The sequence below is a fragment of the Stenotrophomonas maltophilia genome, from assembly GCF_006970445.1.
Lineage (GTDB): Bacteria > Pseudomonadota > Gammaproteobacteria > Xanthomonadales > Xanthomonadaceae > Stenotrophomonas > Stenotrophomonas maltophilia_AU.
In genome coordinates, this window is the sequence record NZ_CP033877.1 from 1,449,250 (window position 1) to 1,474,519 (window position 25,270).

The 25,270-nt window shown below is 67.5% G+C and carries 19 protein-coding genes and 1 tRNA gene; 14 read left to right on the forward strand and 6 right to left on the reverse strand.

The genetic code is table 11. The features are described from left to right. Positions 1-219 precede the first annotated feature (219 nt). From map to dapE, 6 genes are read left to right on the forward strand one after another with little or no spacing between them, the layout of a single operon-like run. On the forward strand, positions 220-1,005 hold the full coding sequence (map, locus tag EGM71_RS06595) for a type I methionyl aminopeptidase (RefSeq protein ID WP_005412748.1): 786 nt from the start codon (positions 220-222) through the stop codon (positions 1,003-1,005). A 2-nt stretch (positions 1,006-1,007) separates the two neighbouring features. Next, positions 1,008-3,635 (forward strand): [protein-PII] uridylyltransferase, encoded by a 2,628-nt coding sequence (locus EGM71_RS06600; protein ID WP_188488605.1) that lies wholly within the window; start codon positions 1,008-1,010, stop codon positions 3,633-3,635. Next, entirely contained in the window at positions 3,635-4,714 is a 1,080-nt protein-coding gene (gene dapD, locus EGM71_RS06605) for a 2,3,4,5-tetrahydropyridine-2,6-dicarboxylate N-succinyltransferase (RefSeq protein WP_188488607.1), read from the forward strand. Before EGM71_RS06600 ends, dapD begins: the two co-directional genes overlap by 1 nt. 2 nt (positions 4,715-4,716) lie before the next feature. Then, positions 4,717-5,583: a hypothetical protein gene (locus EGM71_RS06610; RefSeq protein ID WP_188488609.1), complete on the forward strand. Its 867-nt coding sequence runs from the start codon at positions 4,717-4,719 to the stop codon at positions 5,581-5,583. A 31-nt stretch (positions 5,584-5,614) separates the two neighbouring features. Then, on the forward strand, positions 5,615-5,986 hold the full coding sequence (locus EGM71_RS06615; protein WP_188488611.1) for an arsenate reductase: 372 nt from the start codon (positions 5,615-5,617) through the stop codon (positions 5,984-5,986). Beyond that, positions 5,983-7,110: a succinyl-diaminopimelate desuccinylase gene (dapE, locus tag EGM71_RS06620; RefSeq protein ID WP_188488613.1), complete on the forward strand. Its 1,128-nt coding sequence runs from the start codon at positions 5,983-5,985 to the stop codon at positions 7,108-7,110. The genes EGM71_RS06615 and dapE overlap by 4 nt, the downstream gene beginning before the upstream one ends. Positions 7,111-7,182: 72 nt before the next feature. Here the strand turns inward: dapE and EGM71_RS06625 are convergent, their stop codons facing one another. Further along, positions 7,183-8,061: a tetratricopeptide repeat protein gene (locus EGM71_RS06625; protein ID WP_188488615.1), complete on the reverse strand. Its 879-nt coding sequence runs from the start codon at positions 8,059-8,061 to the stop codon at positions 7,183-7,185. Between the two features lie 339 nt (positions 8,062-8,400). Between EGM71_RS06625 and asnB the strand changes: the two genes are divergently transcribed. Continuing rightward, the gene (gene asnB / locus EGM71_RS06630; RefSeq protein ID WP_188488617.1) at positions 8,401-10,092 is read left to right on the forward strand and encodes an asparagine synthase B; all 1,692 of its coding nucleotides are present in this window, start codon (positions 8,401-8,403) and stop codon (positions 10,090-10,092) included. 100 nt (positions 10,093-10,192) lie between these two features. Beyond that, positions 10,193-11,581, forward strand: a complete 1,389-nt coding sequence (locus EGM71_RS06635; RefSeq protein WP_188488619.1) for a cation:proton antiporter — start codon at positions 10,193-10,195, stop codon at positions 11,579-11,581. A gap of 82 nt (positions 11,582-11,663) precedes the next feature. Here EGM71_RS06635 and EGM71_RS06640 read toward each other — a convergent pair whose 3' ends face one another. Beyond that, positions 11,664-13,991, reverse strand: coding sequence for a penicillin acylase family protein (locus EGM71_RS06640; protein ID WP_188488621.1), 2,328 nt, complete (start codon positions 13,989-13,991; stop codon positions 11,664-11,666). Positions 13,992-14,116: 125 nt separating this feature from the next. Here EGM71_RS06640 and bfr point away from each other — a divergent pair, with 125 nt between their 5' ends. Then, positions 14,117-14,605 carry a bacterioferritin gene (bfr, locus tag EGM71_RS06645; protein WP_005415872.1) on the forward strand — a complete coding sequence of 163 codons (489 nt, stop codon included), beginning with the start codon at positions 14,117-14,119 and terminating at the stop codon, positions 14,603-14,605. Between the two features lie 379 nt (positions 14,606-14,984). Here bfr and parC read toward each other — a convergent pair whose 3' ends face one another. Together parC and EGM71_RS06655 are read right to left on the reverse strand one after the other, a co-directional pair. Beyond that, positions 14,985-17,228, reverse strand: a complete 2,244-nt coding sequence (gene parC, locus EGM71_RS06650; RefSeq protein WP_188488623.1) for a DNA topoisomerase IV subunit A — start codon at positions 17,226-17,228, stop codon at positions 14,985-14,987. A gap of 60 nt (positions 17,229-17,288) precedes the next feature. Further along, complete coding sequence (locus tag EGM71_RS06655; RefSeq protein ID WP_188488625.1) at positions 17,289-18,170, reverse strand: helix-turn-helix domain-containing protein; 882 nt, start codon at positions 18,168-18,170, stop codon at positions 17,289-17,291. A gap of 172 nt (positions 18,171-18,342) precedes the next feature. Here EGM71_RS06655 and emrR point away from each other — a divergent pair, with 172 nt between their 5' ends. From emrR to emrB, 4 genes are read left to right on the forward strand one after another with little or no spacing between them, the layout of a single operon-like run. Beyond that, positions 18,343-18,786, forward strand: a complete 444-nt coding sequence (gene emrR / locus EGM71_RS06660) for a multidrug efflux system transcriptional regulator EmrR (protein ID WP_005415875.1) — start codon at positions 18,343-18,345, stop codon at positions 18,784-18,786. Next, positions 18,783-20,276 (forward strand): multidrug efflux transporter outer membrane subunit EmrC, encoded by a 1,494-nt coding sequence (gene emrC / locus EGM71_RS06665; RefSeq protein ID WP_188488627.1) that lies wholly within the window; start codon positions 18,783-18,785, stop codon positions 20,274-20,276. Before emrR ends, emrC begins: the two co-directional genes overlap by 4 nt. Before the next feature lie 11 nt (positions 20,277-20,287). Next, positions 20,288-21,466, forward strand: coding sequence for a multidrug efflux MFS transporter periplasmic adaptor subunit EmrA (emrA, locus tag EGM71_RS06670; protein ID WP_188488629.1), 1,179 nt, complete (start codon positions 20,288-20,290; stop codon positions 21,464-21,466). 7 nt (positions 21,467-21,473) lie between these two features. Then, the gene (gene emrB, locus EGM71_RS06675) at positions 21,474-23,054 is read left to right on the forward strand and encodes a multidrug efflux MFS transporter permease subunit EmrB (RefSeq protein WP_188488631.1); all 1,581 of its coding nucleotides are present in this window, start codon (positions 21,474-21,476) and stop codon (positions 23,052-23,054) included. 307 nt (positions 23,055-23,361) lie between these two features. Here emrB and EGM71_RS06680 read toward each other — a convergent pair. Both EGM71_RS06680 and EGM71_RS06685 read right to left on the reverse strand, forming a co-directional pair. Continuing rightward, a tRNA-Leu gene (locus EGM71_RS06680) sits at positions 23,362-23,448 on the reverse strand. 50 nt (positions 23,449-23,498) lie between these two features. Then, on the reverse strand, positions 23,499-24,398 hold the full coding sequence (locus EGM71_RS06685) for a LysR family transcriptional regulator (protein ID WP_188488633.1): 900 nt from the start codon (positions 24,396-24,398) through the stop codon (positions 23,499-23,501). Between the two features lie 99 nt (positions 24,399-24,497). On the opposite strand from EGM71_RS06685, the gene EGM71_RS06690 reads away from it, so the two are divergent. After that, positions 24,498-25,244 (forward strand): sulfite exporter TauE/SafE family protein, encoded by a 747-nt coding sequence (locus EGM71_RS06690; protein WP_188488635.1) that lies wholly within the window; start codon positions 24,498-24,500, stop codon positions 25,242-25,244. The last annotated feature ends 26 nt before the right edge of the window (positions 25,245-25,270 follow it).

The following is a 25,270-nucleotide window of genomic DNA, read 5'->3' on the forward strand; positions in this document are numbered from 1 at the left end:
CTGACCCGAAGGTCCGTTGAACAAGGCGAAGACGGCACGTTCGGCGCCGCTTTGACGACAGTGGGTCCAGCTTAGGAGGCGTAAGTGTCTGTAATCCGTGATAAATAGGCAGGCGAAAGAGTGGAGGCCATCACGCTTTCACTTTCCTTGCCGGAACCGTGCATGGCCCGGATCGCCAGTTGGGTGGCGTTCGTTCAGATTGCGGCCGGATCGGCGATAATGGGTGCCATGAGCGTGAATCTGAAAACCCCGCAGGAAATCGAGATGATGCGCATCGCCGGCCGCCTGGCCAGCGAAGTGCTCGACATCGTCACCCCCCACGTCAAGCCCGGTGTCACCACCGAGGAACTGGACCGCATCTGCCACGACCACATCGTGAACGTGCAGGGCGCCATTCCGGCCAACGTCGGCTACCGCGGCTTCCCGAAGACCGTGTGCACCTCGGTCAACAATGTCATCTGCCACGGCATCCCCAGCGAAGGGAAGGTGCTGAAGGATGGCGACATCATCAATATCGACGTCACCGTCATCAAGGACGGCTGGCACGGCGACACCAGCCGCATGTACTTCGTCGGCACCCCGTCGGTGATGGCCCGCCGCCTGGTGGAAACCACTTACGAAGCCATGTGGCGCGGCATCCGTGCGGTGCGTCCGGGCGCCACCCTGGGCGACATCGGCCATGCCATCCAGAGCTATGCCGAAGGCGAGCGTTTCAGCGTGGTGCGCGAGTACTGCGGCCACGGCATCGGCAAGGTCTACCACGACGAGCCGCAGGTGGTGCATTACGGCCGCCCGGGCCAGGGCCTGGTGCTGCAGCCCGGCATGACCTTCACCATCGAGCCGATGATCAACGAAGGCACCCGCTACAACAAGGTGCTGCCGGATGGCTGGACCGTGGTGACCAAGGACCGCAAGCTGTCGGCGCAGTGGGAGCACATGATCGCGGTCACCGAGACCGGCGTGGACGTGCTGACCCTGTCGCCAGGCGAGTCGCAGGTCTCCTGAAGATGCTGCCGGCGAGTTCGCTGCTGGACACGCCGGCCGCGTCGCTCAACGACCCGGATTGGGCTGCTGCCGCGCGCCAGGCGCTGCAGCAGGCCGACGCGCGCCTGTACCGCCGCTTCGACCAGGGCGACAACATCGAGCGCCTGCTGGCGCTGCGCGCGCGCGCTGCCGACCATCTGATCCGCCTGGCCTGGCAGCGCTGCCTGCCGGCCGACAGCGGGCTGTCGCTGTTCGCGGTTGGCGGCTATGGCCGCGGTGAACTGTTTCCGCGTTCGGACATCGACCTGCTGGTGTTCGGCGATCCGCCGGCACAGCTGGCCCATGAGGCGGCGCTGGCGCGCCTGTTCGCGCTGCTGTGGGACTGCGGATTGGCGGTCAGCCATGCGGTGCGTTCGGCCTTGCAGTGCCGCGAGGCGGCGACTGACCAGACCGTGCTGACCGCGCTGATCGAGGCACGCCCGATCCTGGCCGATGATGCGGCGCGCCGCGCGCTGCGCGAGGCCGTCGACGATCGGGAGCTGTGGCCGGCACGCACGTTCTTCCTGGCCAAGCTGGAAGAGCTGCGCAACCGTCACCAGCGCTTCGGCGATACCGCCGACAACCTGGAGCCGGACCTGAAGGATGGGCCCGGCGGCCTGCGCGATCTCAATACGCTGGGCTGGATGGCGCTGCGTGCCTTCGGCGTGCGCGACCTGGAGGCACTGGTCGGGCTCGGCCATCTGGGCGCTGACGAAGCGGCGGCCCTGAAGCGGGAACGTGCGGTACTGGCGCGGTTGCGCTTCGGCCTGCACCTGGTGGCGCGCCGCCCGGAAGAGCGCCTGCGTTTCGATTACCAGAAGACCCTGGCCGCGCGCCTGGGCTTCGAAGACGATGCCGAAAATCTCGGTGTCGAGAAGATGATGCAGGGCTTCTACCGCGCCGCATTGGTGGTGCGCCGGATCAGCGACCGCCTGCTGCAGCGCTTCGAGGAACAGTTCGATGGCGAGGCCCAGCCGGAACCGTTGACCGTGGGCTTTTCCCTGCGCCGCGGCTACCTGGCCGCCAACGAGGCCGACTGGCCGCGCGGCGACATCGGCCAGGTGTTCGCACTGTTTTCCAGCTGGGCCAACAATCCGCAGGTGCGCGGCCTGCATTCGCTGACCGCGCGCGCGCTGGCCGAAGCGCTGCCGTTGTTGCCGGCCTACGACCAGGCCGATGCCGATGCACGCGAGCAGTTCCTGGCCCTGCTGCGTGGCCAGCGTCCGGTCGATACGCTTTCGCGCATGGCGCGGCTGGGCGTGCTTGGCCAGTGGATTCCCGCGTTTGCCCAGGTCAGCGGGCGCATGCAGTTCGACCTGTTCCATGTCTATACGGTCGACCAGCACACGCTGATGGTCCTGCGCAACATCGGCCAGTTCGCCAGCAGCCGTGCCGACGAGCGCTTCTCGATCGCGCACGAAGTGTGGCCACGCCTGCGCAAGCCGGAACTGCTGCTGCTGGCCGGCCTGTTCCATGACATCGCCAAGGGCCGTGGCGGCGACCACTCGGAGCTGGGTGCGGTGGACGCGCGTGCGTTCTGCCAGGCACATGCGCTCAGTGGCACCGATACCGAGCTGGTGGCATGGCTGGTCGAACAGCACCTGCGCATGTCGGTGACCGCGCAGAAGCAGGACATCGCCGATCCGGTGGTGATCCATCGCTTCGCCACGCTGGTTGGCAGCCGCGATCGCCTTGACTACCTGTACCTGCTGACCTGTGCCGATATCGCCGGCACCAGCCCGAAACTGTGGAATGCCTGGAAGGACCGCCTGCTGGCCGACCTGTACTTCGCCACCCGGCGCGCACTGCGCGAGGGGCTGGAGCACCCGGTGCCGGCTGCCGAGCGCGTGGCCGAAGCGCGTGACAGCGTGCGCGCGCTGGTGCGCGAGCGGGGCTACGACGATGCCACCATCGACCGCCAGTTCGCGGTAATGCCTGATGAAGGCTTCATCCGCCTGCGCCCCGAGCAGCTGGCCTGGCAGGCTGCCGCGCTGGTGCCGGTGAAGCAGGGCCAGGCGCTGGTGAAGGTTCGCCGGATCAGCGTCGACGACCCGGCGCTGGAAGTATTCGTGCATTCGCCGGACCGCGACGGCCTGTTCGCGGCGATCGTGATGACGCTGGACCGCAAGGGCTACGGCATCCACCGCGCACGCGTGCTGGACGGTCCGGCCGACACCATCTTCGATACCTTCGAAGTGAACCCGGCCGACACGTTTGCCGATGGCAGCAGTGCCAACCTGGAAGCGGCGCTGCGCGAGGCACTCAGTGGTGACCTGTCGCGCCTGCGGCCGTCGCGCCGGGTGGTACCGCGGCAGCTGCGGCACTTCCGCTTCGCCCCGCGCATCGAGTTCCGCGATGAACCGGGCGCAACCCGTTTTGCCCTGGTCGCCCCCGACCGTCCCGGCCTGCTGGCCGATGTGGCGTTCGTGCTGCGCAACCAGGGCCTGCGCGTGCATGATGCGCGCATTGCCACGTTCGGCGAACGCGCCGAAGACACCTTCGTGATCAGTGACGAACACGACCTCCCCCTGACTGAACCTGCCCGGCAGCAGCTGCATGACGCGATGCTGGCCTGCCTGGACCCTGATCGAAACGCCGGAGACCCCGCCTGATGGCCACCAAGCCCGCCAAGAAGACCGCCGCGACCCCCAAGAGCGCAGCGGCCCGGAAACCTGCTGCCGCCGCACCGGCCGCGAAGAAGACCATTGCGCCGAAGAAGGCCGCTGCGGTGAAGGCCCCGGCGAAGAAAACGGCTGCGGTGAAGCGTGCTGTGAAGAAGCCGGCGCCGGCCAAGAGCGCCGAAGCCGTCCGCGCCGAAACCATCGCCCGCAAGTCGCTGCGCAAGCCGTCGGCACCGGGCGTGGAAGAGCTGAAGTTCGGCATCGAGAGTGCCTTCGAGCGCCGTGCGACGCTGACCCTGCACGAGCTGGAAGGTTCCACCCGTCCGCTGGTCAACCGCGTGATCGATGGCCTGGAAACCGGTGAATTCCGTGTCGCCGAGCCGGACGGCCAGGGTGGCTGGAAGGTCAACGAGTGGCTGAAGAAGGCGGTGCTGCTGTACTTCCGCGTCAACGACATGGCGGTGGTCGATGCGCGCCCCGCACCGTTCTGGGACAAGGTCGAATCGCGTTTCGCCGGCTATGACGAAGCGAAGTTCCGCCGTGGTGGCGTGCGCGTGGTACCGGGCGCGATCGCCCGCCGCGGTACCTACTTCGGCAAGGACGTGGTGCTGATGCCGAGCTTCACCAACATCGGCGCCTATGTCGGCGAAGGCACCATGGTCGACACCTGGGCCACCGTCGGTTCCTGCGCGCAGATCGGCCAGCACTGCCACCTGTCCGGCGGCGCCGGCATCGGCGGCGTGCTGGAGCCGCTGCAGGCCAGCCCGACCATCATCGAGGACCACTGCTTCATCGGTGCCCGTTCGGAAGTGGTGGAAGGCGTGGTGGTCGGCCACCACAGCGTGATCGGCATGGGCGTGTTCCTCAGCCAGAGCACCCGCATCTACAACCGTGCCACCGGCGAGATCAGCTACGGCTACATCCCGCCGTACAGCGTGGTGGTGTCCGGCTCGCTGCCGAGCAAGGACGGTACCCATTCGCTGTACTGCGCGGTGATCGTCAAGCAGGTCGATGCCCGCACCCGCAGCAAGACCAGCGTCAACGACCTGCTGCGCGGCCTGGCTGACTGAAGATGACTGCGCCGGAGGATCTGGTGCAGTCCGCGATCTACCGGCATCCGTCCGACACCCTGTTCGGGCGGATGCTGCCGCGCCTGCTGCACGCCCCGTACTGGACCCGGCTGCGCCGCGCACTGTCCCGGCGCTGGCCGATGCCGGCGCTGGTCAGTGATGTGCGAGACGTGGTCTACGTGAGCTGGTGGGTCGACGTGCGCCATGCACCAACGCCGCCACCGGGCCATCATTACGTTGTCCATGCCGGACGCACGCCTTTCACCATCCTCAGCTACCGGCACGGCCACTTCGGGCCGGCGCTGGCGGGACCGCTGCGTTCCTTGATGCCGTCCCCAAGGCAGAGCAACTGGCGCTGGTACCTGCGTCGTGACGATGACCCGGCCGGGACGCCGGTGGTGCTGTTCGATCGCAACGTGATGGACCAGCAGGCCTTCGTCGCCGGCGCGCGCGCTTTCAGCGATGCCATGCAGCCACACCTGTCCGCGCGCTTCGAGCACGTGGTGCGCGCCGATGGCGGTGGATACACGCTGATCGAAGGCGGGCAGGGCAGTGCGCCTGCGCTGCACCTGCAGTGGCAGGCCGCTGCAGGCTGGGACGATGTCGGATGGGCGGCGGCCTTCGGCGGCCATCAGGCCCTGCTGCGCTTCCTGACCTGCCAGGACGAGGCCATTGCCCGCACCTGTGACCGGCACTGGGCCAGCACCCGCATCGCACTACCGGTCGCGGTCGACAGCCTGCAGCCCCTGCGCCTGTTCGGTGACCTGCATTGCCCGCGCCCGCAGGCGATGGGCGTGGCGTTGCACGAGGGGCTGGCCTTCCGGCTGCCAAGGGTGCCGTTCCGGGTCGTGTCCGAGCGCCTGTTGTGAGATTCTGGCCCTCTGTTTTCCAGCATCACAGATGGCCATGAGCACCACTGTCTACGGTTTGAAGAACTGCGATACCTGCAAGAAGGCGACCAAGTGGCTGGACCGCTTCGGTGTGCCGTACACCTTCATCGATTACCGCGACAACAAACCCAGCCCGGAAATGCTGCTGGCGTGGGCAGCGCAGCTGGGTGGCCTGGCCGCGATGGTGAACAAGTCCTCCACCACCTGGCGGCAGCTGCCGGACAACCGCAAGGCCGCGGACTCCGAGGCCGAATGGAAGCTGCTGCTGCGCGAGTACCCGCAGCTGATCAAGCGCCCGCTGGTGGTCACCGCCGACGGCACGGTCAACCAGGGTTTCAGTGACAACGGCTTCAAGGCCCGCTTCGGCGTGGGTGACGCATGAGCGCGGTCCTCGACCTGACCTGCGAGCTGATCGCACGACCCTCGGTGACGCCCGATGATGCCGGTTGCCAGGCGCTGCTGGCGGCACGCCTGAAGCAGGCCGGGTTCCAGTGCGATCACCTGCGGCTGGGCGAGGTCGACAACCTGTGGGCGACCCACGGCCAGGGCGCGCCGGTACTGGTGCTGCTGGGCCATACCGACGTGGTGCCGACGGGCCCGCGCGAGGCCTGGACCAGCGACCCGTTCATGCCGCAGATCCGTGACGGCGTGCTGTATGGCCGTGGCACCGCCGACATGAAGGGCAGCGTGGCGGCGTTCGTGGTGGCGGCCGAGCAGTTCGTCGCCGCGCATCCCGATCACCCCGGCACGCTGGCGGTGCTGCTGACCAGCGACGAGGAGGGCGATGCCATCGATGGCGTGCGCCACGTTGCACGGCTGTTCGCCGAGCGCGGCCAACGCATCGACTGGTGCATCACCGGCGAGCCGTCGTCGACCGCGACGCTGGGTGACCTGCTGCGCGTGGGTCGTCGTGGCAGCCTGTCGGCCAAGCTGCGCGTGCAGGGCGTACAAGGCCACGTGGCGTATCCGGAGAAGGCACGCAACCCGATCCACCAGGCGGCGCCGGCCCTGGCCGAGCTGAGTGCGCGGCGCTGGGATGACGGCTACGAAAGTTTCCCGCCGACCAGCCTGCAGATCTCCAACATCCATGCCGGTACCGGTGCCAACAACGTGATTCCCGGCGAGCTCGAGGTGGATTTCAACATCCGCTACAACCCGCACTGGGATGCGCCGAAGCTGGAAGCGGAGATCACTTCGCTGATGGACCGGCATGGCCTGCAGTACACGCTGAAGTGGCATCGCAGCGGCGAGCCGTTCTACACCCCGGAGGGCACGCTGCGCGCCACCGCGCGTGCGGTGCTGGCCGAGCACATCGGCCGTGCACCGGAGGAAAGCACCGGTGGCGGCACGTCCGATGCACGCTTCATCGCGCCATTGGGCGCGCAGTGCATCGAAGTGGGGCCGGTCAACGCCAGCATCCACCAGGTGGACGAGAACGTGCGCGTGGACGATCTGGAGGCATTGCCGGGGCTGTACCAGCGGCTGGTGGAACGGCTGCTGGTGTGAACCCCGCGGTGGAGATGCCTCGGTCCTGCTGAGGTGGGTGCCGACCGTTGGTCGGCACACCTCCCGGCCGCTCTATTCCGAAAAGATGAAGAACGGCGGCTCGACCGCTTTTTTCCAGTAACTCGGCGCCGCCATGTAGAAGCGCTGCGCCTCGGCCCGCGCGAACCAGCGCACGGCTGCGTCGGTGTCCTTGTCCACGCCCGGTGCACCGCGGCCCAGCAGCAGTCCGGCGAAGTACTGGCCGAACACATTGCCCTTCTCGCCGGCACGCTGGTACAGCTGCAGCGCACGCGCAGGATCGCGCGGCAGTCCCATGCCTGCCTCCAGCAGCGCGCCCAGGTCCACCTGGGCTTCGGCATCGCCGCGCTCGGCGCGACGCTGGATCTGCGCAACCCGCGGATGCACGGTGTCATCCTGTGCGGCCACCGCATCCGGCAGTCGCGACGACGAACTCGGGTAGCGCTTGTAGATCATTCCGCGCAGGTCCCAGCGCAGCGCCTGTTCCGCGTCGCCACGCTGACGATAGGCCTTGGCGAGTTCGTAGAACGCATAGGGATTGCCGTGGTAGGCCGCCGCCAGATAGGCGCGTTCGCCACGTCGCCAGGATGCGCGCAGCACCGGTGCCGGGTTGATGTGGGGGCTGTCGGCATACCGCAGCGTGCCGGAGGTCCAGATCCGGCCCAATGCTTCTTCCGCCCTGGTGTTGTGGAAGGTCCAGGGTGTGACCGCGGCGGCACGCTCGTAGTAGGCGATGGCGCGCGGGTCGTTGAAGCGCTCGAAGGTTTGCGCGGTATCAAAGGCACCCTCGAAGCTGCCGTCGGTGCCGCGTTGCTCCAGGCTCTGCAGCTGAGCCGGCGGCAGGGGCGAGGGCGGGGGCAGGGTCTGGCAGGCGGCCAGGCCCAGGCAGAACAGGGCGGCCAGCGCCGCGTTGCGTCCAATGCGGTGTTGCATTTCCATTACACGTTCTACGGCGGGCCATTATGCGCTCCGGGGAGTGGTTGCCAACGCAACGGTTGCGCCGTGCCGGAAACCGGGGTAGGGTCGATGCCATGTCGATCCGCCTGGCCACCGCCGTCAATAACAACAACCGCAATAATCTGCGCGCGAATAATCGTGCGCGGCCGATGCGGGACTGCGCCCTGGGTAGATAGACAGCAACACACGCCCGGACACCAGAAAACCCGCATCGGCCGATGCGGGTTTTTTTGTGCCCGGGCGCAGCCCTACCCGGGCCTGGATGGCCGGTCGAACACCTTCCCACCCGTGAAATCCCCCAACAGGAGCTCCCCCATGTGTTCGATCTTCGGAATCTTCGGCCTGCAGGCCGGTGACGATCTTCCGGCCCTGCGCCGCCATGCGCTGGAACTGTCGCAGCGCCAGCGCCACCGTGGCCCCGACTGGAGCGGCGTATACCTCGACGAAGGTGCGCTGCTGGTTCACGAGCGGCTGGCCATCGTCGACCCGGCCGGTGGTTCGCAGCCGCTGCTGTCGGCCGATGGCCAGCTGGCGCTGGCGGTGAACGGCGAGATCTACAACCACCAGGCATTGAAGGCGGCGCTGACCACCGCCTACGACTTCCAGACCGGCTCGGACTGCGAGGTGATCAACGCGCTGTACCGCCAGGGCGCTTCGCCGGCGCAGTGGCTGGAACAGCTCAATGGCATCTTCGCGTTCGCGCTGTGGGACCGCGACAGCGGCCGCGTTCTGGTGGCGCGCGATCCGGTCGGCGTGGTGCCGCTGTACTGGGGTCACGATGCCCAGGGGCGTCTGCGCGTGGCCTCGGAAATGAAGGCGCTGGTCGATACCTGTGCCGATGTCGCGCAGTTCCCGCCGGGCCATTATTTCGACAGTGCCCGTGGTGAGCTGGTGCGCTACTACCAGCAACCGTGGCGCGACTATGCCGACGTGCGGGGCCGCCAGGCGGATCTGGCCGAGCTGCGCCAGGCCTTCGAACATGCGGTGGAACGCCAGCTGATGAGTGATGTGCCGTACGGCGTGCTGCTGTCCGGTGGCCTGGACTCGTCACTGGTGGCGGCGGTGGCCGCGCGTTACGCACGTCGCCGTATCGAGGATGGCGGCCAGACCGAAGCCTGGTGGCCGCGGCTGCACTCGTTCGCGATCGGCTTGAATGGCTCGCCCGATCTGGCCGCCGCTGCCATCGCCGCCGAAGCGCTGGGCACCGTGCATCACGGCTTCGAGTACACCTTCGAGGAAGGCCTCGATGCGCTGCCGGAAGTGATCCGCCACATCGAGACCTACGACGTCACCACCATCCGCGCATCGACGCCGATGTTCCTGCTGGCACGGCGGATCAAGGCCATGGGGGTGAAGATGGTGCTGTCCGGCGAGGGCAGCGACGAGATCTTTGGTGGCTACCTGTATTTCCACAAGGCACCGGATGCGCGTGAGTTCCACGACGAGCTGGTACGCAAGCTCGACGCCCTGCACAACTACGACTGCCTACGTGCGAACAAGTCGATGATGGCCTGGGGCGTGGAGCCGCGCGTGCCGTTCCTCGACCGTGAGTTCCTCGATGTGGCGATGCGCTTCGATGCCGCGCACAAGATGGTCGGCGCAGGTTTTGGCGGCCGCCGCATCGAGAAGGCAGTGCTGCGCGAGGCGTTCGATGGCTACCTGCCGGACAGCATCCTGTGGCGGCAGAAGGAACAGTTCAGCGATGGCGTTGGCTACGGCTGGATCGATGGATTGAAGGCGCATGCCGAGGCGCAGGTGAGCGACCGCGTCCTGGCCGCGGCCGACAAGCGCTTCCCGCACAACCCGCCGCAGACCAAGGAGGCGTACTACTACCGCCACCTGTTCGAGCAGTTCTTCCCGAGCCGTGCGGCTGCCGAGACCGTGCCGGGCGGCAAGTCGATCGCCTGTTCGTCGCCGGCGGCCATTGCCTGGGACGCCAGCTTCGCCGCAGCTGCAGATCCGTCGGGTCGCGCGATCGCCGGCGTGCACGCGCAGGCCCTGGCCTAAGCCCCAAAAAGGGGACGGAGGGGATTAAGTCGTTTGCGCCACATACGACTTAATCCCCTCCGTCCCCTTTTTGTATCATCGCCCCCCTGCACATTGGGGAATGTTCATGGACGTACAGACCGGGGGCCAGGCGCCGCCGATCAAGTGGGGCTGGCGCTACCTGGCCTGGGCCGGGGTGCCGTTGCTGGCTGGCGTGCTGCTGGCGCGGTATGCCGGGCCGGCGGCGCCCGAGGCGGTTGCCCGTGCCACGGCTGCTGCCGAAGGCAGCTGGGTACAGCATCTGGCGTCACCGCTGGGCCTGTTCCTGCTGCAGCTGCTGGTGCTGCTGCTGGTGGCCAAGGGCGCGGGGGCGCTGCTCAAGCGCTTCGGGCAACCGGCGGTGATCGGCGAGATGGCCGCTGGCCTGATGATGGGGCCGCTGGTGCTCGGCAGCCTGTTGCCACAGCTGCACAGCATCCTGTTCCCGGCGAGTTCGCTGGGGCCGCTGGGCATGCTCAGCCAGCTGGGCGTACTGATGTTCCTGCTGGTGGCCGGTGCCGAGCTGGACCTGGCGGCGCTGCGTGGCCGCCGGCGTTTCGCCTTCACGGTCAGCCATGCCGGCATTGCAGTGCCATTCGTGCTCGGCGTCGCGTTGGCGATCTGGCTGTATCCGCAGCACGGGCCACAGGGTGTGGGCTTCACCGCATTCGCACTTTTCGTGGGTATCTCGATGAGCATCACGGCCTTCCCCGTGCTGCTGCGCATCCTGGCCGATCGCGGGATCACACAGACGCCACTGGGGCAGACCGCGATCGCCTGCGCTGCCTTGGGCGATGCCACCGCGTGGTGCCTGCTGGCGCTGATCGTGGCCGCCGCCCAGGCCAGCGGCTGGTTGCCGGCCAGCCTCAACCTGGTGTGCGTGGTCGCGTTCGTGGCATTGATGCTGGCGTTGGTGAAGCCGTGGTTCGCGCGCCAGCAGATTGCGCCGGGCCGTGAGGGGCGCTGGCTGCTCGGCATCCTGCTGCTGTCGCTGGGCAGTGCGCTGGTCACCGAGATGCTGGGCATCCACGCGCTGTTCGGTGCGTTCGCTGCGGGCGTAGCGGTATCGTCCAACGCGCAGCTGCGCGACCTGCTGATGGCCCGCGTCGAACCCTTCGCGGTAACCCTGCTGCTGCCGCTGTTCTTCGCCATGACCGGGCTGCGCATGCGCGCCGATACGCTGCAGGCCAGCGACATCGTGTTGTGCGGTGTGGTGATCGTGGTAGCCACGACGGGCAAGCTGCTGGGCACCTTCAGTGCCGCGCGCAGTGCCGGCATGCCCACGCGCGAGGCGTGGCGGCTGGGCGCACTGATGAACACCCGTGGCCTGATGGAGCTGATCGTGCTCAACCTGGGGCACGAGCTGGGCCTGCTCGGCGACCGCCTGTTCGCGGTGCTGGTGATCATGGCACTGGTGACCACGGCGATGACCGGGCCGCTGCTGAACCTGATCGAGCGGCGCAGGGGCTGAGTGCTGGACGGTAGTGCCGGCCGCTGGCCGGCATCCAGGCAAGTGTGTCCAGCATCATGAGGTTGCCGGCCAGCGGCCGGCACTACCGGGCCGGCACCAGCGTCATCGTGTGCTGCGCCTTGCCAGGCAGGAACGGCGTCGGCCGCCCATGCACCCAGTCTTCGTGGCCGGCGCCCCAGTACGGCGACAGCGGGTGCCCGCTCTGGCCGCCGGGCATGTGCACGATGCCGTCGGCCTCGTGGCCGGGCGAGACCACCATGCGTTCGGAGGCACCGAAGTTGGGCGTCTGCACGCGTGGCATGTCACGGTCGCCGGGCAGGCGGTCGGCCGGCATGCACAGCCAGCGTTTGGCGATGTCCGGCAGCGCCCGTGCGATGGGGTGGCAGATCGCCGCAGCGTTGCGTTCGCCCCAGGTGCGCTTGGCCAGCGGTCCCTGCTTGGCCAGCTCACTCTCGGTACGGCGTGCCGCGTCGATCAGCAGCGCATCCCAGCTGTCGAAGGCCGGTGGCAGCAGATTGGCCGGACGCTGCTGCAGCATCGGCCAGGCCACGCCTTCCAGCTGCGCCAGGCGTGGGTCCAGGTAGTCATCGCCCAGTTGCGCGTTGGCCGGTGCCAGCAGTGCATCGGACAACGTCTCCATCACCTGCGTACGGAACTCGCGCACCACCCGGTAGCTGACCGAACCGGCCGAGGCACGGCCGCCCCATTGATGGCTGGCTTCCTTCAAACGCTTCAGGGCAGGATCGTCACTGCGTTCGATGACGTCGTGCAGCAGGGCCCACCAGCGCTGCAGGAACACCGCGCGGTCGTCGAGCTGGATCGCCAGCAGGTCGTGCTCGTCGAAGCGCTCCTGGATCGCCAGCAGGTCGCGGATCTGCCGCGCGCGGGCACCGAGGTCATACCCACCGTTGCCGACGCTGGCCAGTGCCTCGCCGTCGAGGACGCGGCCGTTGGCGGTCCACAGGCGATGGTTGGGTGGGTCGATCAATGCCGGCGAGGCATCGCTGCGGATCGGCCAGGGGGCGCAGTCCTGGTTGCTGGCGGCGGTGAAGCCGGCCGGTGCACAGCCCGGACCGCGATCCGGGCGGGCGCCGATCAGGCGCCAGGCGATGCGTCCGCTGCGGTCGCCGACCACCAGGTTCTGTGCGGGGATGCCGGCGTGGTCAGCGAACTGCAGGGCACCTTCCAGATCACCGGCACGAGCCAGGTCACCGAAGTCCAGGCGTACCGCGCCGGGCAGGTGGGCGACCCAGCGCAGCGCATCACCACTGCCATCGGCATGGGTATGCAGGATCGGCCCCCAGGCGGTTTCGCGTACCGGGAACGGCACGTCGGCCTGGCCGGCCACGGCGATGCGTTCTTCGTGCACGGTCACGGCGGCGTTGGCCGGGTCCGTGCGGTAGTCCGCCGTGTCGATGTAGCTGTTGGTGAAGCCCCAGGCGACGTGCCCGTTGCTGCCGACGATCACGGCCGGCAGGCCCGGCAGCGAGAAGCCGGTGACATCGACCTGGCCACCGGCAGCCTCCGGGTCCGGGTAGCGCAGGCGCACGCGGAACCACAGGCCGGGTGCACGCAGGCCCAGGTGCATGTCGTCGGCAACGATGGCGCGGCCGTCGGCGGTGAGTGCACCGGCCACCGCGAAGTTGTTGCTGCCGATGACGTCGGCCTCTTCCTGCTCGGTGCCCGACTTTCCCTTCAGGGTGCGCAGGTCCAGCTGGCTGGCGTCGGGCAGGGTGGCATTGCCGGTGGGTTCGCCGAACAGGGGTGCATCCCATTCGGTGCCGTCGTGGGCGATCAATGCGTACAGCGCCGGCGGCACCACCGCGCGGATGCGGCTCAGTGCAAGCTCGGTCTGGTTGCCGGGGTCCTGCAGGTCGGCGTACATGGCCAGCCCGGTCAGCACGCTGTCGCTGGCCTGCCACGGTTGCGGCGATTGCCGCAGCAGCAGGTAGGCCCATGGCCGCACGGAGAGATCGGACAGGCCTTGGTTGACGCCGTCCACGTAGGCACGCACGGCATCGCCGTTGTCGCCCAATGCAGCGTCCAGCTGCGCTTCGGTGCGTGCACGCAGGCGGTGCACGCGCATGCGCTTGTCGGCGTCGATGGCCTTCGGCCCGAACAGCGCCGACAGTTCGCCGGCGGCGCTACGGCGCATCAGGTCCATCTCGAAATAGCGTTCCTGCGCATGCACGCGGCCGAGTGCGCGCATCGCGTCGGCCTGGCTGCCGGCAGTGATGGTGACCACGCCCAGCGCATCGCGCTCGATGGTGACCGGCTTGGCCAGGCCGGGCAGTGCATGTTCGCCATCCAGGTCGGCCAGGCTGCCGCGCAGCAGCAGCCACAGGACCAGTACGGTGACCAGCACGATGGCGATCAATACGCCCAGCACCCAACGCCATGTACGTCGCATCGCACGTCCTTTCCGAACTCGTGGGCCGATTGTAGCCGCAGGCGCAACTGCGACTGATTCCGATTAGATCACCGTATTTTGAAATGCGGCACCCTATGTCACATCGATTCACAGGAGCCCCCCCCATGAAAGGCAACCCGGACGTCATCGCCTGCCTGAAGGAACTGCTGCGCGGCGAGCTTGCAGCCCGCGACCAGTACTTCATCCATTCCCGCCGCTACGAGGACCAGGGCCTGTTCGCGCTGTACGAACGCCTGAACCACGAGATGGAAGAGGAAACCCAGCACGCTGATGCGCTGCTGCGCCGGATCCTGTTCCTCGGCGGCGACCCGGACATGCGCCCGCATGCCACCGAGCCGGGCAAGACCGTGGAAGAGATGCTGCAGAAGGATCTCGACACTGAATACGCGGTTCGGAACAATCTCGCCGCCGGCATGAAGCTGTGCGAGGAGAAGGGCGACTACGTGAGCCGCGACATCCTGTTGGCGCAGCTGAAGGACACCGAGGAAGACCACGCCTGGTGGCTGGAGCAGCAGCTGGGCCTGATCAAGCGCATCGGCCTGGAGCTGTACCAGCTGAGCAAGATCGACGGCAGCGGCGCCCCGGCGCACTGAGCCAGCGCCGCGCTTCGGTAGAGCCGACCGCTGGTCGGCTGCGCTGCAAAAAGCAGCCGACCAGCGGTCGGTTCTACCAGGCGCACAAAGCAATGTCGCCCGCCAGCACCGGAGCACCGCCAGCCAGCCTTCGCCAGCCAGCTGCTCCATCGCCCGCCAGCCGACAACGAAAAAGCCGGGGAATTCCCCGGCTTTTTCGTGTCCGGGGTCGGATCCGTTTTCAACGAAAACGGCTCTGACCCCGTTGGGATCGAAAACGCCAACCGAGGTTGGCGTCTATCGGGGCAAGGCGTGTCAACCAAGGTTGACACCCACCTCAACCAAGGTTGACACCCACCTCAATCAAGGTTGACACCCGCCAGGGGCAGGGCCCCATGCCTCATTCCACCGACAACCCTTCCACCTTCTGCCAGCCGCGCGGCAGCAGGTGGCCACGGGTGGCGCGGGCGCCCAGGTAGGCTTCCAGTTCGTTGAACTTCAGGCCCATGGTGCGCTGGCCACTGCGCACCTGCAGGGTCTGGCCTGGGCTGATCGCAACCACCGCGACCACGCGTTCGGTGGCGAGCTTGGCCTTCGGGATCTCGATGATCTTGTTGCCCTTGCCCTTGTCCAGTTCCGGCAGGTCGTTGGCGGCGATCGCCAGCAGGTTGCCGGAGCTGGTCACTGCCACGATGCGATCGGTGGCGACGTTGGCGACCACCGACGGGGTCAGCACCGACGAGCCGGCCGACAGGTTCAGCATCGCCTTGCCGGCCTTGTTGCGGCCGATCAGGTTCTCGAAGCGGGTGACGAAGCCGTAGCCGTGGGTGGAGGCCAGCACGAAGCGGGTCTCCGGCTCGGCGCTGGCCAGGGTCACGAAGCTGGTGCCCGGCGCCGGCGAGAAGCGGCCGGTCAGCGGTTCACCGTTGCCGCGTGCGGAGGGCAGGGTATGCACCGGCGTCGAGTAGGCGCGGCCCTCGCTGTCGAGGAACGCGACCTGCTGCGTGCTGCGCGCACGCACCGCGCCCTGCAGGGCGTCGCCGTCACGGTAGGACAGGGCGGACGCATCGACGTCGTGGCCCTTGGCGGCACGGATCCAGCCCTTCTCCGACAGCACCACGGTCATCGGCTCGCTCGGCACCAGCTCGGTCTCGTCGATGGCCTGCGCGGCCTGGCGCTGCACCAGCGGCGAGCGGCGTGCGTCGCCGAACTTCTTGGCGTCGGCGGTCAGCTCGTCGCGGATCAGCTTCTTCAGCTTGGCCTTGCTGTCGAGGATGCCGAGGATCTTCTCGCGCTCCTTGGCCAGCTCGTCCTGCTCGCCACGGATCTTCATCTCTTCCAGGCGGGCCAGCTGCTTCAGCTTGGTTTCCAGGATGTACTCGGCCTGGTCTTCGGACAGGCCGAAGCGCGCGATCAGCGCCGCCTTCGGTTCGTCCTCGGTCCGGATGATGTGGATCACCTCGTCCAGGTTGAGGAAGGCGACCAGCAGGCCTTCCAGCAGGTGCAGGCGGCGCTCGACCTTCTGCAGGCGGTGCTGCAGGCGGCGGGTGACGGTGTTGCTGCGGAAGGTCAGCCATTCGCTGAGCAGCATCTTCAGGTTCTTCACCTGCGGACGGCCGTCCAGCCCGATCACGTTGAGGTTGACGCGGTAGCTGCGTTCCATGTCCGTCGTGGCGAACAGATGGCCCATCAGCTGGTCGGCGTCGACGCGGTTGGAACGCGGCACCAGCACCACGCGCACCGGGTTGGCGTGGTCGGATTCATCGCGGATGTCCTCCAGCCACGGCAGCTTCTTGGCGCGCATCTGCGCGGCGATCTGCTCGATCACCTTCGACGGCGACACCTGGAACGGCAGCGCGGTGACCACGATGTTGTGCGCTTCCTTGGTGAAGGTCGCACGCGCACGCACGCTGCCGTTGCCGGTCTCGTAGATGTTGCGCAGGTCATTGGCCGCGGTGATGATCTCGGCGCTGGACGGGTAGTCCGGGCCCTGCACGTGCTCGCACAGGTCGCGCACGCTGGCATCGGGGTTGTCCAGCAGGTGCAGCAGTGCACTCACGATCTCGTTGAGATTGTGCGGCGGCACGTCGGTGGCCATGCCCACGGCGATGCCGGTGGTGCCGTTGAGCAGCAGGTGCGGAAGCCGCGCCGGCATCCAGGTCGGCTCCTGCAGGGTGCCGTCGAAGTTCGGTGCCCAGTCGGTGGTGCCCTGGCCCAGTTCGCCCAGCAGCACTTCGGCGATCGGGGTCAGCTTGGATTCGGTGTAACGCATCGCCGCGAACGACTTCGGGTCGTCGCTGGAGCCGAAGTTGCCCTGGCCCTCGATCAGCGGGTAGCGGTACGAGAACGGCTGCGCCATCAGCACCAGCGCCTCGTAGCACGCGCTGTCGCCGTGCGGGTGGTACTTACCGATGACGTCACCGACGGTGCGCGCGGACTTCTTCGGCTTGGACGCGGCATTCAGGCCCAGCTCGCTCATCGAATAGATGATGCGGCGCTGCACCGGCTTCAGTCCGTCACCGATGAACGGCAGGGCGCGGTCCAGGACCACGTACATCGAATAGTCGAGGTAGGCGCGTTCGGCGTACTCGCGCAGCGGCAGTTGTTCGAATCCGTGGAACACGGGGCGGGCAAGTTCGGTCATGCGGCGTTGTTACCTGTTGTCGGGAGGCGGCGACGGCGGTCGCCGCTCGCAATCCTGTGATTATCCGGATGCGGCGGGGGATGCCAAGCCGCGCGCAGGGTCCAACCCGGTTTCCAGGCCGTGTCCGGCCCGTGCCAGGTAGCGCCCCGGTGGCAGCCCGAAGTGGCGGCGGAACACGGTGACGAAGGCGCTGGCGCTGCTGAAGCCCAGTGCGTGGGCGATATCGGCCACGCTGCGGCCGTCGGTCAGCTGGCGCAGGGCTTCGGACAGGCGGGCCTGCTGCCGCCACTGGGCGAAGCTGAGCGTGGTCTCGTCGCGGAAGTGGCGGGTCAGGCTGCGCGGCGACAGCCCGGCCCAGTGCGCCCATTCGGCCAGGCTGCGCTCGTCGGACGGGTCGGCCAGCAGCTGCGAGGCGATCTTCAGCAGGCGCCGGTCGTGCGGCATCGGCAGGTGCATGCGCTGGCGCGGCGCGGTGCGGATCTCGTCCAGCAGCACGTCGATGATGTGCTGGCGCTCGGGTGTGGTCTCATAACCCAGCGGCCATTCGCAGATGCGGTCGGCCAGCGCCTGCGCCAGCTTGGGCAGGCCCAGCACGCAGGGGTCGGCGGGCAGGGTGGCGCAGGCCGGTGCCGCCAACGCCATGCCCCAGCCACGCAGCGGGCCGTCGAGGGTGACCGTATGCGGTTCCAGCGGCGGCATCCAGCCGGCCGAGCCCGGCGCCAGCGACCAGGTGCCATGCGAGGTGCGGGTGGTCAGCAGGCCGCGTTCGACGCAGATCAGCTGGGCACGCTGATGGTGGTGCCAGTCGACCTCACGGGCCAGGCCCTGCTGGCTGTCGAAGCGGAAGGCAATGACCGGCGGGCCGTCATTGCGCTCGAACCAGTCCAGTGCGTCATCCCCGAGCAGGCGCTTGGGAACCTGAATTTCTGCCTTGTTCATCATATCCACTGGCTGAAATGTGTCATCCATTGGCTGGATTGTACTACCGGGCCACCTGACCAGATCATTAAGGTAGGCGCCTTCACTGATCGAGCCCGCTGCTGCAACACAGCATTCGATGCCAGATCGAATATTTCCATTGAGAAATATTTTTTTTGGAAGAGAATGCTCCCCCATGATCTGTCCCGCAACCACTCCCCCCAGCTTCGGCCTGCTGCTGCGCCAGGTGCGCGACGGCCTGGTCCGCCAACTCGACGCGTCCATGGCTGAAGAAGATCTGGGTATCGGCTTCACCCACTACATCGGGTTGAAGGTGCTTTCCAACATGGCGCCGTGCACCGCCAACGAGCTGGCCCAGGCCATCGACCAGGTGCCCAGCGCGGTGACCCGGCTGCTGGACAAGCTGGAGGCGCTGGGTTGCGTCCGCCGCGAGCCGCATGCGCAGGACCGGCGGGCACTGCAGATCGTACTGACCGATGAAGGCCGCGCGCTGTGGGCGCGGTTGAAGCTGCGCGGCGACGCGGTGATGGATTACGCCCTACGCGATCTTTCCGCCGATGAGCGCACGCTGCTGCTGTCCCTCCTTACCCGAATCCGCGATTCACTGACGACCCCATGAACCCGATCCCGCATTCCACTCTCCGCCGGTCCGGGCGCGCGCTGCTGGTGTCAGCGCTGGCCCTGGCCCTGGCTGCCTGCGCCAGCAGTCGTGGCCTCAACCCGCAGGGCCACGTGCTTGACGTGGACAGCCTGCACAGCGAACGCACCCTGGCCGACACCGACCTGAGCGCCACCGGCTTCCCGGCGCAGGACTGGTGGAAGGCGCTGGGCGATGCGCAGCTGGACGCGCTGGTTGCCGAGGGCCTGGCTGGCCACCCGAGCCTGGACGCCGCCGATGCGCGCCTGCGCCAGGCCCAGGCCCAGGTTGGCACCGCACGTGCCGATGAACTGCCCAGCCTGTCGGTATCCGGTGGCTACACCGGCCTGCGCCTGCCCGAGTCGATGGTCGGCAGCGAGATGGGCGGCCGTTATGGCGGCAGCAGCCAGGTCGCCTTCGACTTCAGCTACGGCGTGGACCTGTGGGGCGGCAAGCGCGCCGCCTGGGAAGCGGCCGTGGACGGTGCGCATGCCGCCACCGTCGAGGCACAGGCCGCACGCCTGAACCTGTCCACCGGCATCACCCAGGCCTATGCCGACCTCGCCTATGCGTGGCAGCTCAATGATGTGGCCGAGGAAGAACTGGCGCGCTCGCAGAAGTCGCTGGAACTGACCCGCCAGCGCCGCAGCGCCGGCATCGACAGCGACCTGCAGGTGCGCCAGGCCGAGGCCCGGGTGCCGGCCGCGCAGCAGCAGGTGCAGGCCGCACAGCAGCGTATCGACGCGGCCCGCACCGCACTGGCCGCACTGGTCGGCAAGGGCCCGGACCGTGGCCTGTCGATCCAGCGTCCGCAGCCGCTGAACCCGGTGGCGCTGCAGCTGCCGGGCGTGCTGCCCAGTGAACTGCTGGGCCGTCGCCCCGACATCGTTGCCGCACGCTGGCGCGTTGAAGCGGCGGACAAGCAGATCAAGGTTGCGAAGACCAAGTTCTACCCGAGCTTCAACCTGACCGCGCTGGCCGGCGTGGTCGCCCCGAACGTGGGTGACCTGTTGAAGAGTAGCTCCACCTTCGCCTACATCGGCCCGGCGCTGAGCCTGCCGATCTTCGAAGGCGGCAAGCTGCGCGCCAACCTGGCCAACACCGATGCGCAGTACGACCTGGCGGTGGCCAACTACAACCAGACCGTGCTCGACGCACTGCGCGACGTTGCCGACCAGGTCAACGCGGTGCGCTCGCTGGCACAGCAGGCGCACTCGCAGCAGCAGGCAGTGGACACCGCACGCTCGGCCTTCGACCTGGCCCAGCAGCGCTACCGCGCCGGCATCGGCAGCTACCTGGACGTGCTGACCGCGCAGTCCACCCTGCTGCAGTCGCAGCAGCAGCTGGCCGGCCTGCAGTCGCAGCAGGTGCAGAACTCGGTACGCCTGAGCAAGGCGCTGGGCGGTGGTTTCCAGCCCGCTGATGCCGACCGCGCACCGATCGCCTCCCATTCCGATTCCTCGCATTCCTGAAGCCCTTCGCCATGAGCCAGACCCAAGACCCCGCGGCCCCGGCCGCCTCCAACCGCCGCGGCAACCTGCTGCGCGGCCTGTTCGTGATCGTCGTGCTGCTGCTTGCCGCACTGGCGTTGTGGTACTTCATGTTCGGCCGTTGGTTCGAAGAGACCGACGATGCCTACGTGCAGGGCAACCAGGTGCAGATCACCCCGCTGGTGACCGGTACCGTGGTCGCCATCAACGCCGATGACGGCATGCGCGTGGAGCGCGGCCAGCTGCTGGTGCAGCTGGACCCGTCCGATACCTCGGTGGCGCTGCAACAGGCCGAGGCCAACCTGGCCAAGACCGTGCGCCAGACCCGTGGCCTGTACCGCAGCGTGGAAGGCGCGCAGGCGGACTTGAACGCCCGCCAGGTGACCCTGAAGCGCGTGCGCGACGACTTCGCCCGCCGCAAGGACCTGGCCGCCACCGGCGCCATCTCCAACGAAGAACTGGCCCATGCCCGTGACGAGCTGGCTGCTGCCGAAGCGGCCGTGGCCGGTTCGCGCGAAACCGTCGAGCGCAACCGCGCGCTGGTCGACGACACCGTGATCGCCACCCAGCCGGACGTGCAGGCGGCCGCCGCGCAGCTGCGCCAGGCCTTCCTCAACAACGCCCGCGCTGGCATCGTTGCGCCGGTCACCGGCTACGTCGCCCGTCGTTCGGTGCAGGTCGGCCAGCGCGTGCAGCCGGGCAATGCCCTGATGGCCGTGGTGCCGACCGAGCAGATGTGGGTCGAGGCCAACTTCAAGGAAACCCAGCTGCGCCACATGCGCCTGGGCCAGGAAGTGGAGCTGAAGTCGGACCTGTACGCCGGTGACGTGAAGTACAAGGGCCGCATCCAGAGTCTGGGCCTGGGCACCGGCTCGGCGTTCTCGCTGCTGCCGGCGCAGAACGCCAGCGGCAACTGGATCAAGATCGTGCAGCGCGTGCCGGTGCGCATCGCCATCGATGCCAAGCAGCTGGCCGAACACCCGCTGCGCATCGGCCTGTCGATGAAGGCCGAAGTGAGCCTGCGCGACCAGAAGGGTGAAGTGCTGCCGAGCACCCCGGCCAAGGGCACGGTGTTCGACACCGACGTGTATGCCAAGCAGCTGCATGATGCCGATGAGGTGATCCACACGATCATCCAGGGCAACCTGCCGCAGCAGGCGAAGGTGGGCTGAGGTCGCCATGTCCGCACAAGCTCCAGCCGCGCCCGGCGCACCGGCGGCGCCGGGTGCGGCCTCCGGGTTCCTGCCACCCAGCGTCGCCCTGTGCACCGTGGGCCTGGCGATGGCGTCGTTCATGCAGGTGCTCGACACCACCATCGCCAACGTCTCGCTGCCAACCATCGCCGGTAATCTCGGCGCCAGTTCGCAGCAGGCGACCTGGGTCATCACCTCGTTCGCGGTCAGCACGGCCATCGCGCTGCCGCTGACCGGCTGGCTCAGCCGCCGCTTCGGCGAACGCAAGCTGTTCGTCTGGGCCACGCTGGCCTTCGTCATCACCTCGCTGCTGTGCGGCCTGGCGCAGAGCATGGGCATGCTGGTGCTGTCGCGTGCACTGCAGGGTTTCGTCGCCGGGCCGATGTACCCGATCACGCAGTCGCTGCTGGTCTCGATCTATCCCCGCGAGAAGCGAGGGCAGGCGCTGGCGCTGTTGGCGATGATCACGGTGGTGGCGCCGATCTGCGGCCCGATCCTCGGTGGCTGGATCACCGATAACTACAGTTGGGAATGGATCTTCCTGATCAACGTGCCATTGGGCATCTTCGCCGCGCTGGTGGTGGGCAACCAGTTGAAGGGGCGCCCGGAACAGATCGAGAAGCCGAAGATGGACTACGTCGGCCTGGTCACCCTGGTGATCGGTGTCGGCGCCCTGCAGCTGGTGCTCGACCTGGGCAACGACGAGGACTGGTTCTCGTCGATGAAGATCGTGGTACTGGCCTGCGTGGCCGTGGTGACGCTGACGGTGTTCCTGATCTGGGAGTTGACCGACAAGGATCCGATCGTCGACCTGAAGCTGTTCCGTCATCGCAACTTCCGCGCCGGCACGCTGGCGATGGTGGTGGCCTACGCGGCGTTCTTCAGCGTGGCGCTGCTGATCCCGCAGTGGTTGCAGCGTGACATGGGCTATACCGCGATCTGGGCGGGCCTGGCGACCGCGCCGATCGGCATCCTGCCGGTGATCATGACGCCATTCGTGGGCAAGTACGCATCGCGCTTCGACATGCGCATGCTGGCCACGGTGGCCTTCATCGTGCTGTCGATGACCAGCTTCCTGCGTTCGAACTTCAACCTGCAGGTGGACTACATGCACGTGGCCGGCGTGCAGCTGATCATGGGCATCGGTGTCGCGCTGTTCTTCATGCCGGTGCTGCAGATCCTGCTGTCGGACCTGGACGGGCGCGAGATCGCGGCGGGCTCCGGCCTGGCCACGTTCCTGCGTACGCTGGGCGGCAGCTTCGCGGCATCGTTGACGACGTGGCTGTGGGCGCGGCGTACCCAGGTGCACCATGCCGACCTGACCGAGCACATCTCGGCCTATCAGCCGGGCATGCAGGACCAGGTCACGGCGATGGGGCAGGGCGACCTGCAGCACGGTGCAGCGGTGCTCAACAACATGATCAACCACCAGGCGTCGCAGATGGGTTTCAACGACATCTTCTTCCTGCTGGGCTGGATCTTCCTGGCGATCATCACCTTCCTGTGGCTGGCCAAGCCGCCGTTTGGTGCGGGTGCGGGTGCCGCCTCGGCCGGTGGTGGCCACTGATCGATCTGCCACCTGGTAGCGCCGGGCAACGCCCGGCGGCTTCTCCGCCAAATGCATCCACGCATGGCGTGGATCTACTGGAATGCAGGAGCCCCGCCGAAAGGCGGGGTTTCTGTTTGTGGCCTCGTCGCGATGCATGCACGCGTTGCTTGGCGATGCCCGAACACCGGATACGAAAAAACCCGCTTGCGCGGGTTCTTCGTCCGGTAGATCCACGCCATGCGTGGATGGGGCATGCAATCGCGCAACGCCCGAACGCCGGACATGAAAAAACCCGCTTTCGCGGGTTTGATCATTTGCTGAGTCATGGTGCCCAGGAGAGGACTCGAACCTCCACGAAGTTGCCCCCGCTAGCACCTGAAGCTAGTGCGTCTACCAATTCCGCCACCTGGGCGACTCAGGAGACGAATTATGGGGAACGACAGAGGATGTGTCAACAACATTTCACACTTTTTTCTGCGGCTGCACGCCCAGGTGATGCAGCAGGCTGCGCATCGCCGGTGACAGTTGCGTCCACTCGGCAAAACACGCGCACAGGCGACGTTGTGCCCACGCATCGGAGAGCGCTATGCCGATCGTGTGCGTGCTGCGCCGATGCTGGCGCGCGATGGTCCGCGGCACGATGCCGACACCGATTCCGTGGCCGATCATGATGCACACGCCTTCGAAGGTCTTCATGCGGATGCGCACATCCAGGCGGCGCCCGATGTCGCGGGCCTGGTCTTCGATGTAGGTCTGCAACGCATTGCCATCGGCGAGGGCGACGAAGGTCTCGCCGGCAACATCGGCGAAGGCCAGCGTGCGCCGTGTGGCGAAGCGGTGGTCGGCCGGCAGCAGCATCACCAGTGGATCTTCGGCCACCACATGTTGCTGCAGGCCGGCAGCATCGACCGCGTCGCTGATGATGCCGGCCTCGGCCTGGCCGGCGCTGATCGCGCGTACGACTTCGGGGCTGGTGCGCTCGAGCAGTTCGACATGCAGGCGCGGGCGTTCGGCCAGCCACGGGGCGAGCCGCGCGGGCAGGTAGTTGGTCAGCGCGGCCGTGTTGGCATACAGGTGCAGGGTGCCGCGCGCCCCATGCGCGAACGCCTGCAGTTCGCCGCGTAGTTGCGCCTGCTGCTGCAGGATCAGGCGTGCATGGTGGGCGAGGGCAGCGCCGGCTTCGGTCAGGCTGACGCCACGTGGATGCCGGTTCAACAACGGCGTGCCGGCATCCGCTTCGATCATGCGCAGGCGTTCGCTGGCAGAACCCAGGGCCAGGTTCGCCTGCGCTGCGCCGGCCGTGATGCTGCCCGCCTCGGCAATCGCCAGGAACAGCCGCAGGTCGGCAATATCCATCCGCATGTGATGCCCTCATCGCAACGCCCGGGCCTTCGGGTCAGCCGAAGGGTGGGCCGGGAAGACCGCATTGTGCGCCGAGCGACGGCCCGATCCAATGAAGGCATGAATGAATCGATGTACTTCTACGGGCTGCTGGTGCTGGTGTTCGTACTGGCCGGCGTGGTCAAGGGGGTGACCGGCATGGGGTTGCCGACGGTGGCGATGGGCCTGCTGGGCAGCACGCTGTCGCCGGTGGCGGCAGCGTCGATGCTGTTCATTCCGACCTTCGTCACCAATGCATGGCAGCTGTTGTCCGGGCCAGCGCTGGGCCACATCGTGCGGCGGCTGTGGCCAATGATGCTGGCCGTGGTGGTGGTGACGCTGGGTTCGGCCGCGTTGCTGGTGCGGGTCGATCGCACCTGGTCGCGCGTTGCGCTGGGGGTGGCATTGGTGGTCTATGCCGCCTATGCGTTGCTTGCGCCGGTGTTCCGCGTGCCGCAGCGGCGCGAGCGCTGGTTGGGGCCGCTGGTGGGCGCGTTGTCCGGCGTGGTGACCGGGGCCACCGGCGTGTTCGTGATGCCGGCCGTGCCGTACCTGCAGTCGTTGGGGCTGCAGCGCGAGGAGCTGGTGCAGGCGCTCGGGCTGGCGTTCACCGTGTCGACGATTGCACTGACCTCGGGCCTGGTGCTGCATGGTGCGTTCGGCATCCAGCAACTGGGCCTGAGTGCGCTGGCGGTGGTGCCGGCGCTGCTGGGCATGTGGCTGGGGCAGGTGATCCGGCAGCGGATCAGTGCGCGTGTGTTCCGCGCCTGTTTCCTCGGATTCCTGCTGCTGCTTGGGCTGGAGCTGGTACTGCGGCCGTTGTTCTGATGGTGTTCGCGGCTGGCTCTACAAAC